The following is a 10,920-nucleotide window of genomic DNA, read 5'->3' as shown; positions in this document are numbered from 1 at the left end:
AGACGCTGGCGAACGGCAGCGAGGTGACGGTCGACCGGTCCGCCACGGACACGGCGGGCGCCCGCCAGCCGTCGGTCGGGTCGGGGCGGGAGGGGTCGAGGGAGCGGCCGGTCCAGAACCGGTCGTCTGCGGCGTGGAAGTCCTCCGGGGTGTGTCCGGAGGGCAGGTGGTTGCGGGTCCACTCGGGGCGGTAGAGGCCGATCGAGGTGACGTGGGCGGTGTCGGACGGCACGATCGCGTCCCACTCGACCGAGGTGCCGGAGCCGTTGGACTCCACGTCCACGCCCGCCCACAGCTCGTAGCGGCTGCGTGCGAGTTCCACGGCCTTGTCCGCCGAGGAGGCGAGGGAGTCGGCGCTCCAGCGGAAGTCGACGAACATGTCGTCGGCGGTCTGGAAGAAGGCCTGGTTGCGGCTGTTCAGCGCTCCCTGCCAGCTCACCGAGCCGTTCACGGTCATCGCGTCGTACCAGGTGACCCGCTGCCCTCGGGCCGCGGCGCGCTGCTTCAGCTCGCTGACGAAGCCGAGCATGTCCGCGCCGAGCGCGCTGTCGCCGCCGCCGGTCTCGGCGTTGACGAACCAGCCGTCGAAGCCGTACGCCGCCGCCACCGCGACCAGCTGGGCGGCGAGCGGGTGGTGACCGGTGGCGTCCTTCTGTACCAGGTCACGGGTCCACTGGAGCTGACCGCCGTAGGCGGCGGGGGGCAGGAAGATGTTGCCGAGGACGGGTACGCCGTGCCGGTGGGCCGCGTCCACGATCGGCGCGTTCGGGGCGAGGATCAGGCCCTCGCCCGCCGAACCGCCCCAGAAGACCAGTTCGTCGATGTACGCCCAGTGGGTCAGGGCGTAGGCGTCGGCGGTGGCCGAGCCCTGGGAGGGGTTGGAGGAGGTGGGCCCGAAGGAGACCAGGGACTGGATGCGGGCCTGCCCGGCGCGGGCGGTGGTGTTCACCGGTGTCGGGGCGAAGCGGGGGGCGAGCGGGACGGAGGCGGCGTTGAAGGCGAGGTCGGTGTCGGTGGCCGCGCGCCAGGTCTTCAGGCTGCGCCAGGTGATGCCGGGCCCCGGGCTGCCGGAGGGCAGGGAGTCGGGGTACCAGTACGAGGCGTACGGCTGGAGGTCCGCCGTCGCTCCGGAGGCCGGCGTGGCGGCCGCCGCGGCCTGGGCGGGCAGTGCGGGCAGGAACGCGGCGGCGGCGCCGGCGATCAGGACGGTGCGTCTGGTGGGCTTCGGGTTCACGTGCGGGTGCCTCCTCGGGTGGGGTGGAGTACCTGGTCGGACGTGACGACTTCCGTGATGCCGCGAGCGGCGAGGTGGGCCGGGTCGGCCGCGCGGGAGTCGAGGACGGTGGTGGGACGGGCGCCGTCGGCGGTCAGCCGGAAAAAGGCGTCGAAGACGTCGCCGCCCGGTGCGCAGCGGGAGCGGGCGGCCGGGTCGGCGGGGACGGCGAGGGCGGTGGTGCGCGGGGCCGGGGCGTAGGTGTGGTCGCGGGCCGCGCCGGCCAGGGAGCGGGCGATGTCCTTGGGCCGGCGGTCGTTGGTGAGCAGGCCGAGGGTGTACTCGAGTTCGGGGAAGTCGGCGAGGTCGCGGGAGACGTCGTGGGAGCACCACCAGGTGATGCCCCACAGGTCGGGGCAGTCCAGGGCGTGCGAGACGGTCGCCTCGGTGAAGGCGGCGGCGTGCTCGGCGGGGATCAGGGGCGCGGGGGCGCCGACCTCCTGGAGCCAGACCGGGCGGTGCGGGTCGTCGGCCCAGGCCTTGCTCAGCTCGATCAGGTACGCGGCGTGGTGCTCGGTGGGGACCGAGGTACGGCCGTGGCGCTGGGCGGTGCCGTTGAAGACCCAGGAGTGGACGGCCGTGAGGGCGCCGTGGCGGGCGGCCTGGGCCGGGGTGAAGGGCATGTCGTCCTGGTACCAGGTGGCGTCGTACTCGGCGTGCAGGTGCAGCTTGCCGGGGGCGCCCTTCTCGCAGGCGGTGAGCATGCGTGTCAGCCAGGCGTCGATCTCGTCGGCGGTGGCCCGGTCGGGGTCGGGGTGCGGTCCGGCGGAGAACTGGTTGACCTCGTTGCCGAGGGTCATGCCGAGGAAGTTCGGGCGGTCGGCGAGGGCGGCGGCGAGGGTGCGCAGGTAGGTGGCCTGTCCCTCCAGCACCTCGGGGTCGGTGAACAGGTTGCGGCGGTGCCAGGTGCGGGTCCAGGCCGGCAGGAAGTCGAAGCTCGACAGGTGGCCCTGGAGGCCGTCCACGTTGACGTCGAGCCCGCGTTCGGCGGCGGCGTCGACGAGCCGAACCAGCTGCTCCACGGCGCGGGGCCGGATCAGGGCCCGGTCGGGTTGGAAGTAGGGCCACAGCGGGAAGACCCGGATGTGGTCCAGGCCGAGCGCGGCGATGGAGTCGAGGTCGGCGCGTACGGCGTCGAGATCGAAGTCGAGCCAGTGGTGGAACCACCCCTGGCTCGGGGTGTAGTTGACGCCGAAGCGCACGGCAGAAGGCATGCGAAGTCCTTGGTGACGCGGGTGGTGGGTGGTTCAGCCCTTGACGGCGCCCTCGCCGACGCCGCGGAAGAAGTAGCGCTGGAGGCAGGCGAAGAGGGCGATCAGCGGTGCCACGGCGATGACGGTGCCGGCGGCGACGAGGCGTTCGTCGTTGGCGAAGGTGCCGTGGAGGTAGTTGAGGCCGATGGTCAGGGTGAACTTGGACGGGTCGCTGAGCACGATGAGCGGCCACAGGAAGTCGTCCCAGGCGCCCATGAAGGCGAAGATCGCCACGACGGCGAGGGTGCCCTTGACCGACGGCAGGGCGATCCGCAGGAACCGCTGCCAGACGTTGGCGCCGTCGACGTAGGCGGCCTCCTCGATCTCGTAGGGCAGGTTGAGGAAGGCGTTGCGCATCAGCAGGACGTTCATGGCGGCGACGGCGCCGGGCAGGACCACGCCGACGAGCGTGTTGTTCAGGCCGAGGTCGCGCATGGTGGTGAACTGGGCGATGACGATGCTCTCCGCGGGCACGAGCATCGCGAGCACGAAGACGACGGTGGTCGCGCGGCGGCCCCGGTAGCGCAGCCGGGCCAGCGCGTAGCCGGCGAGGGCGGAGCCGACGCAGTTGGTGACCACGTTGGCCGTGGCGACCTTCAGCGAGTTCAGGGCGTAGTCCCAGACCGGGATGGTCTGGGACACCCGCTCGTAGTTGTGCAGGGTGGGGTGGCTGGGCAGGAACTTCGGCGGGGAGCTGAAGATGTCCTCGGTCGGCCCCTTGAGCGAGGTGGACAGCTGCCACAGGAACGGGCCGACGGTCAGGGCGAGGACGGCGAGCAGCAGCACGTAGCGCAGGATCAGTTCCCACGCCCGGACTCGGCGGCCGTTGTCGTCGGTGAGGCGGGGCCGCCGGGCAGGGGCCGGTGTCCTGGTGGCCGGGGTCTTCTGGACGAGGCTCACGAGTCCTCCCTCCGGTCGGCGCGCAGCACGAGCAGCATCAGGACGACGGTGACGACGAAGACGACCAGCGAGATGGCTGAGGCGTAGCCGACCCGGCCGGTCAGGCCGGTGCCGGTGCGCTGCACGAGCATCACCAGGGTGGTGTCCTCGCCGGCCGGGCCGCCGCTCGGTCCGGCCATCAGGTACACCTCGGAGAACACCTTGAACGCGGCGACCGAGGAGAGCGCGGCGACCAGGACCATGGTGGAGCGGACGGCCGGCACGGTGACGGTGAGGAAGCGACGCACCGCGCCCGCGCCGTCCACAGCGGCGGCCTCGTGCAGCTCGCGCGGCACGTTGGCGAGCGCCGCCAGGTAGATGATCATGTAGTAGCCGAGGCCCTTCCAGACCGTGACGGTCATGGCGCTCAGCAGGAGCAGCCACTGGTCGCTGAGGAAGCCGACCTTGCCCACCCCGATCGTCTCCAGCAGCGAGTTCACCAGGCCGCGCTCGTCCAGCAGCCACACCCAGATCAGGCCGACCACGACGATCGAGGCGACGACCGGGGTGTAGAAGGCGGACCGGAAGAAGGTGATGCCGGGGATGTTCTTCTGCACCAGCAGGGCGAGCAGCAGCGGCAGGACCACCAGCGCCGGGACGACGCCGACCACGTACAGCGCGCTGTTGCGCAGCCCGGTCCAGAACATGTCGTCGTGCAGCAGCTCGCGGAAGTTCGCGAGTCCGACGAACCGGCCCGGGATGAGGGTGCGGCGGTCGGTGAAGGCGTTGATCACCGTGGAGACGAACGGGTAGAGGATGAAGGCGCCGGTGATCAGCAGTCCGGGGGCGGCGAACAGCCAGGGGCTGGTGGGAAGTTGGCGCCGCACCCGGCTCACCGGGCGCCCGGCGGGATGCCGGGCCGGGCGCCACGGGGAACGCCGGGCCGGACGCGACGGGCGCGTCCGGGAGGCGGTCGAGGTGGCCATGGTGCGTTATCCCTGCTGCTTCAGAAGCTGGTCACAGGCCTTGACAGCGTTATCAAGAGCCGCCTTGGGGCTCTGCTTGCCCTGCAGCGCCTTGGCGACCTCGTTGCGCAGCGCGGTCTTCATCTGGTCGCTGAACAGGACGGGCGTGTAATTGACCGCGTCCTTCAGCGACTTGGCGGCGGCGATGCGCACCCGGGTCTCGTCGGTGCCGTCCTCCTTGGTGAAGTACGGGTCGTCGAGGGAGCCGGCGGTGCTCGGGAAGATGGCGACCTTCTTCGCGAACGACATCTGGTGCTCGGCGTCGGTGACGTAGTGCGCGAAGGCGATCGCCGTGGGCGTGTGCTTGGTCTTCGCGTTCACCATCAGGCCCATCACGTACATGTTGACGTGGCCGGTGCTGGTGATCTGGTCGGTGATGCCGATGTTCTTGTACAGGTTCGGCGCCTGCTTCTTGAAGTTGTCCAGGTCCAGGGCGCTGCCGGGGTTCATGGCGACGGCGCCGGTGAGGAACTTCTTCCCGGACGACTCGGGGGTGGCGGTCAGCGCCTGCGGGTCGAGGGCCTTGGCGTCGTACAACTGCTTGTACTTGGTGAGGAGTTCGACCCCCTTGGCGTCGTTGAAGGTGAAGCCGGTGCCCGCCTTGTCCATCAGGGGGACGCCGTAGCGGCCGAAGTCCTCGATGGTGGGGACGTTGGCGAGGGTGGCGACCTTGCCGCCGGTCTTGTCCGCCATCTGCAGGGCGTCGGTGAAGAGCTCGTCGTACGTCTTCGGCGGCTTGTTCGGGTCGAGCCCGGCCTTCTTGAACAGGGTCTTGTTGTAGAACAGCGGGCCGGTGTTCAGGTACCAGGGGAAGGCGTACGTGCCGGTCATGCCCGGGACCTGGTGGCCGGCCCAGGCGCCGGGCAGGTACTCGGCCTTGTACTTGGCGGCGGCCTTGTCCAGGTCCATCGCGAGGCCCGCCTTGGCGAGCGGGGCGACAAGGTCCGGGGAGACGTTGACGACGTCGGGCAGGGTGCCGCCGGCCGCGTCCGCGCTGATCTTGTCGGCGTAGCCCTCGGCGGGCTGGTCGACCCACTTCACGTGGGTGCCGGGGTACTTCTTCTCGAAGTCGGCGATCAGCCCCTCGAAGTAGTCCTTGAAGTTGGCGCGCAGGTTCCAGGTCTGGAAGGTGATGTCGCCCTCGACCTTGCCGGAGGCGTCCGTAGTGCCGCCTCCGTCGCCGCCCGAGCCGCAGGCGCTCAGCGGCAGGACGAGGGCGGTGACGGCAGCGGCGGCGAGTGCTCTGCGGGATATGGGCACGGTGACACGGCTCCCTTGCGGCGTCTTCGGCGGGTTTCGGCAGAGACCTTGCACGCCGAGTTAGGGAGATGTCAATGGATTCGGTCTTGCTAAAGCAATCAGCGGAACATTAGTGCAGGTCATCGACGTTCGAGAGGACTTGCCAGTCGGCACTAATGCGCTTTAGAGTGCTTCCACTCAAGCGCTTTAGCGATCACCGCTGAGAAATGAGGGGGAACATGCCGGCCAAGCGGTCCCCGGCACGCCGGCCGACCATGAAGGACATCGCGCGCCGCGCCGGCGTCTCCGAGAGCGCCGTCTCCTTCGCGCTCAACGACCGGCCCGGCGTCTCGGAGGTCACCCGTGCCCGGGTGCGCCGGGTGGCCGAGCAGCTGGGCTGGCGGCCCAGTACGGCGGCCCGCGCGCTGTCCGGGGAGGGCGCGGCCACGGTCGGCCTCGTGCTGGCCCGGCCCGCGGACACCCTCGGCGTGGACTCCTTCTTCCTGCAGCTGGTCTCCGGCATCCAGGAGGTGCTGGCGGAGCGTCACCTGGGGCTGCTTTTCCAGGTGGTGGAGGACGTGCCCGACGAGTGCGCGGTGTACCGCAGGTGGTGGGCCGAGCACCGGGTCGACGGCGTGCTGGTGGTGGACCCGCGCACCGACGACCCGCGTCCGGACCTGCTCGACGAACTCGGCCTGCCCGCCGTGGTGATCGGTGGCGCCCCGGACGAGCGGCACCCCGGACTGTCCACGGTCTGGGCGGACGACGCGGGTGCGATGGCTTCCGTGGTCGACCGGTTGTACGGGCTCGGACACCGGCGGATCGTGCACATCGCCGGACTGGCGGGCCTCGCCCACACCGAACGCCGGATCCGCACGCTGCGCGCCGAGGCCGAGCGGCGCGGGCTGACCGGGGTGGAGTCGGTGACCACCGACTACTCTGACGCCGAGGGCGCCGCCGTCACCCGCCGGGTCCTGCGCTCCGCCACTCCCCCGACGGCTCTTATCTACGACAACGACGTGATGGCCCTGGCCGGCGTCGCCGCCGCCACCGAACTCGGCTTCTCCGTCCCGGCGGACGTGTCGGTGGTGTCCTGGGAGGACTCGGCCCTGTGCCGGATGGTCAAGCCCTGGCTGTCCGCCCTGTCCCGGGACAGCATGGAGTTCGGCCGCACGGCGGCCCGGGAACTGACCGCCCTGCTGGACGGCGGTCCGGCCCGCACGGTCCGGGTGCCGGTGCCCCGTCTGGTCGAACGGGAGAGCACGGGGCCTGCGCGGGACGTGTGAAACTCACGGGTCCGCGCGCCCCGGCGCGGGGTGCCCACCGTGTGTCGGACACCGCCGCCGTGTCCGACACAGATACGTGCCGGGTGTACGCGCCGCGCGGACACCCCACGCGGCACCGCCGGCGCAAGGCGCCTGCCCCATGCCGCACCCCTCGGGCGGCACTGCGCGTGCGCCGCACGGAAGCCCTCGCTCCGCGCCCGGCCCTCACGGCTTCGGCGCCCGGTCCGGATCTCACACGTCCGCGCCCGGTCCGGATCTCACGGCGTCCGAGGCTGCGGCCGGTCCCCGGCTGCCGAGCCGTCGCCCGGCTGCTCTTCGTCGGTGTCCGGCTTCGCCCCGTCCGGGCCCCGCAACTCGAGCCGGCCGTTGCCCTCCTCGGGGCGCCCGCCGGAGTTCTGGGCGCCGTGGCCGTTCAGGTTCTGCCGGACCGAGTCCAGGATCGTCAGGCCCTGGGCGACCAGACCGGCCGCGATCTCGCCGAGCCCGTCCGCGCCGTTGAGGACGTTGACATTGGCTCCGGAGAGGCCGCCCGCCGCCTCCTTGACGATCAGCGGGAGCTGGTCGATCAGCATCCGGTCGAGCGCGACCCGGTCGTACGACGCCGCGGCCTCGGCCTGGATCTTCATCCGCTGCGCCTCCGCGGCGGCGAGGATCCTGACCCGCTCGGCCTCGGCCTCCGCCGGCTTCACGATCTCGGCCACCAACTCCTGCTGGCGCAGCTTGGCCTGCCGCTGCGCCAGTTCCGTCTGGGCGGCGAGCACCTCCTGCTGAGCGTGCGCCCGCGCCAGCGGGCCGGCCTGGGCCGCGTGCGCCTGGGCCCGGTCCACCTCCGCCGAGTACTCCGCCTTCACCACGGCCGTCTGACGGGCGTACTCGGCCTGCCTGCGCGCGGCTTCCTGCTCGGCCTCGGCGGCGGCCTGGTTGGCCTGGGCCTGGGCGATCTGGGCCTGCCGCTGGATGGCCGCCTTGTGCGGGGCGGACATCGCGTCGATGTAGCCGGTGTCGCCGTCGTCGATCGACTGGATCTGCAGCGAGTCCACGATCAGGCCGATCTTCGCCATCTCCGTCTTGGAGGTGTCCAGCACCTCGGCGGCGAGCTTCTGGCGTTCGGTGACGATCTCCTCCACGGTCATCGAGCCGATGATGGCGCGCAGGTGACCGGCGAAGATCCGGCCGGTCAGCACCGACATCTGGTCCTGGTCGGAGAGGAAACGCTGCCCGGCGTTGATGATGCTCTCGTTGTCGTTGCCGACCTTGAACGCGATGACGGCGCGGACGTGCAGCGCGATGCCCTGCCTGGTGACGCAGGTCTCGACGACCTCGGACTCGCACATCGACAGGGTGAGGAAGCGGACCTTGCGCAAGACGGGCAGCACGAACTTGCCGTGCCCCGTCACCACCCGGAACGGCGCGCCCCCCAGTCCCCGCCTGCCTCCGGAGATCAGCATCGCCTCGTCAGGGGCGGGAACGCGGTAACCGAACATGGGCTTGTTCTCCTTAGCCTGCGTCGGCCGAATCGTCACGCAACCTGTCCAACGGGTCGGCCCACTCGATGACGTCGACCTCACGGCATCCACGGGATTCGACCACGAGTACGGTCGCACCGATCGGCAGCGGTTCCTGCGACCAGGCGAGGAAGGTCTCGGAACCGCCTCTGACCCGCACCAGGATCTCGCCGGGACCGGCGGATCCACGCGTACCGATGAGAAGCTCCCCCGTGCAGCCGATCACGGCCTCGTCCTGCGCCATCCCCGACTACTTCCCCTCGTACTCGTCCTGTCCTTCCGACCATAGACCCACCGGGGCGAGCCGCATACGCTGCGGCGGGCCCGACGGGGAGCGATCGGCGCGGTCGCGTGCGCACCGTATACATGCCGCTTACACGCGATGGGCCGCCGCCCGGACGGTGGCGGGGCGGAGCGCGGCCCCCGGCAGACGGGGCGGGGCCACCGGCTCACCGACATCCCGGGGCCCCGCCGCCCGGGTGCCGGTCAGGTCCGCCGACCGGTACCGGCCGAACTCCGCGATGTGCAAGGTGGCCCGCGCCGGGGTCACGCGCAGCCGCCGGCGCCGGGCCGCCACGGGGCGGGCAGCAGCAGGACGCGGCTCGCGCCGATCGCGGCCCGCCCCGGTCACCCGCGTCCCCGCGCCACCGTCACACGCCTCGACGACGAAGCTCTCCCCCTGCCGGCCGTGCCGGACGTCCTCCGCCGTCCGGATGCGGTCCAGCCCACCTCTCATTCCGTCGCGAGAGGTTCGGCGGCGCTGTCGGCCCCGAGGCGGGTCGCCCGGCCGTAGGTGCAACCGCCGGCCGCCGGCGTCCAGTCGCACAAGGGCGCGCACGGTGACCGGTGGTCCCTGCTGCTCCTGGGCGACGGCCGGCACCGGCGCGGCGAGCGACAGCATCCCGGCCGCCGCGGCACCGGGAACCCCGAACCGTCTTCTTCGGCGTTCAGCCATGAGCCGTCGAAGTCGGGTCATCGACCGGATGACGTACCCCGGCCTCTCGACGGGAGGGGCTGCCTGCGGGCACAGTTCCCCACAACGTACTCGCGAGTACGACCATGCCCGCCCCCCTCCCGAGGAGCGCCCGTGACCAGCTGGGTAGGCCTGAGTGCCGCCGAGATCGCCGCCGCCGTACGCGAGAAACGGGCCACGCCCCGCGAGGTGGTGGCCGAGCACCTCGCCCGCATCGAGCGCCTGGACAGCCGGATCGGCGCCTTCCGTACCGTCCGTGCCGAGGCCGCACTGGCCGAGGCCGACGAGGTCGCGGCCCGGCCCGACCTGGCCGAGCTGCCCCTGGCGGGCGTACCGGTGGCCGTGAAGGACAACCTCCCGGTGCGCGGCGAGTCCACCCTCCTCGGCTCCGCCGCGACCCCGGACGCGCCCGCCGCCGACGACCACGTCACCGTGGCCCGGCTGCGTGCGGCGGGCGCGGTGGTGGTGGGCCTGACCAACGTGCCCGAGCTGTGTGTCTTCGGCACCACGGAGGGCGTGCACGGCACCGCCCGCAATCCGTGGGACACCTCGCGCACGGCGGGCGGTTCGTCGGGCGGCAGCGCGGCGGCGGTCGCCGCGGGGATGGTGCCGATCGCCCTCGGCAACGACGGCATGGGCTCGCTGCGCATCCCGGCCGCCAACTGCGGACTGGTCACCATCAAGCCGGGGCATGGCGTGGTGCCGGCGGGCATCGGCGACGGCGACTGGTTCGGGATGTCGGAGAACGGACCGCTCGCGACGACGGTGCGGGACGCCCGACTGATGCTCGCGGTCCTGGCGCACAGCGAGGTGGCACGGCGTACGGAGGACGCCGTACGCACGATCGCCGTGTCCGTGCGCAGCCCGCTGGCCGGGGTCGCGGTGAGCAGGCCGTACGCCGGCGCGGTCCGGGAGGCGGCACAACTGCTGGCCGGAGCCGGTCACCGGGTGCGGCGCGCCGATCCGCCGTACCCGATGTCGCTCGGCGTGACGGCCGTACGGCACTGGACGGCCGGCACGGCCGTGGACGCGGTGGGTCTGGACCCGCGGCGGCTGACCCGGCGCACCCGCGTGCACGCGGCCGTCGGACGGCGGTTCGTCGACGGCGTACGCACGGGCGCCGGACGGGAGCGCCTGCGCGAGCGGCTGGAGCCGTTCTTCGCCGAGCACGACGTGCTGCTCACCCCGGCGCTGGCCCGCCGTTCCCCGCGGGCCGTGCCGTGGCACGAGCGCGGCTGGCTGCGCAACGTGCTCGCCAACAGCGCCTACTCGCCGATGACCCCGCCGTGGAACCTGACCGGCTGGCCGGCGATGGCGGTGCCGTTCGGCACACTGCCCTCCGGCGCCCCCTGCGCCGTGCAACTGGTGGGCCGTCCGGGCTCGGAGGCCGCTCTCCTGGACCTGGCGGAGCAGATCGAGCGCTCGCGCCCGTGGCGCAGGACGGCCGACCCGGAGTTGGGCTAGCGCCTCTCGTTCGGATCATGCCG

General features: G+C 71.9%; 10 protein-coding genes. 2 read left to right on the top strand and 8 right to left on the bottom strand.

Going from position 1 to position 10,920, the window contains the following annotated elements:
- The 5 genes from BZY54_RS40890 to BZY54_RS40870 form a co-directional block, all read right to left on the bottom strand.
- Window positions 1-1,234 (bottom strand): endo-beta-N-acetylglucosaminidase (locus BZY54_RS40890; RefSeq protein ID WP_425276368.1); only part of this gene is annotated, 1,234 nt, incomplete at its 3' end.
- Entirely contained in the window at window positions 1,231-2,487 is a 1,257-nt protein-coding gene (locus BZY54_RS40885; RefSeq protein ID WP_086730432.1) for a glycoside hydrolase 5 family protein, read from the bottom strand. The genes BZY54_RS40890 and BZY54_RS40885, both read right to left, overlap by 4 nt.
- Before the next feature lie 33 nt (window positions 2,488-2,520).
- Window positions 2,521-3,426 (bottom strand): carbohydrate ABC transporter permease, encoded by a 906-nt coding sequence (locus BZY54_RS40880; protein ID WP_086730431.1) that lies wholly within the window; start codon window positions 3,424-3,426, stop codon window positions 2,521-2,523.
- Window positions 3,423-4,391, bottom strand: a complete 969-nt coding sequence (locus BZY54_RS40875) for a carbohydrate ABC transporter permease (RefSeq protein ID WP_244217583.1) — start codon at window positions 4,389-4,391, stop codon at window positions 3,423-3,425. Before BZY54_RS40875 ends, BZY54_RS40880 begins: the two co-directional genes overlap by 4 nt.
- Window positions 4,392-4,397: 6 nt before the next feature.
- Window positions 4,398-5,690 (bottom strand): ABC transporter substrate-binding protein, encoded by a 1,293-nt coding sequence (locus BZY54_RS40870; RefSeq protein ID WP_086730430.1) that lies wholly within the window; start codon window positions 5,688-5,690, stop codon window positions 4,398-4,400.
- 218 nt (window positions 5,691-5,908) lie between these two features.
- Between BZY54_RS40870 and BZY54_RS40865 the strand changes: the two genes are divergently transcribed.
- A complete protein-coding gene (locus tag BZY54_RS40865) occupies window positions 5,909-6,955 on the top strand; it encodes a LacI family DNA-binding transcriptional regulator (RefSeq protein ID WP_086730429.1) in 1,047 nt (348 codons plus the stop codon).
- Between the two features lie 257 nt (window positions 6,956-7,212).
- Here BZY54_RS40865 and BZY54_RS40860 read toward each other — a convergent pair whose 3' ends face one another.
- The 3 genes from BZY54_RS40860 to BZY54_RS40850 all read right to left on the bottom strand — a co-directional run bounded on the left by BZY54_RS40860 (window position 7,213) and on the right by BZY54_RS40850 (window position 9,196).
- Window positions 7,213-8,439, bottom strand: coding sequence for an SPFH domain-containing protein (locus tag BZY54_RS40860; protein WP_244217582.1), 1,227 nt, complete (start codon window positions 8,437-8,439; stop codon window positions 7,213-7,215).
- Between the two features lie 13 nt (window positions 8,440-8,452).
- The gene (locus BZY54_RS40855) at window positions 8,453-8,704 is read right to left on the bottom strand and encodes a hypothetical protein (protein WP_030178368.1); all 252 of its coding nucleotides are present in this window, start codon (window positions 8,702-8,704) and stop codon (window positions 8,453-8,455) included.
- Between the two features lie 129 nt (window positions 8,705-8,833).
- Window positions 8,834-9,196 carry a hypothetical protein gene (locus BZY54_RS40850; protein WP_086730428.1) on the bottom strand — a complete coding sequence of 121 codons (363 nt, stop codon included), beginning with the start codon at window positions 9,194-9,196 and terminating at the stop codon, window positions 8,834-8,836.
- A 351-nt stretch (window positions 9,197-9,547) separates the two neighbouring features.
- Between BZY54_RS40850 and BZY54_RS40845 the strand changes: the two genes are divergently transcribed.
- A complete protein-coding gene (locus BZY54_RS40845) occupies window positions 9,548-10,897 on the top strand; it encodes an amidase (RefSeq protein ID WP_086730427.1) in 1,350 nt (449 codons plus the stop codon).
- Window positions 10,898-10,920: the final 23 nt, after the last annotated feature.

Origin of the sequence: Streptomyces carpinensis (assembly GCF_002154505.1) — a bacterium.
Classification (GTDB): Bacteria; Actinomycetota; Actinomycetes; order Streptomycetales; family Streptomycetaceae; genus Streptomyces; species Streptomyces carpinensis.
This window is presented reverse-complemented; position numbering and strand designations above follow the sequence as displayed.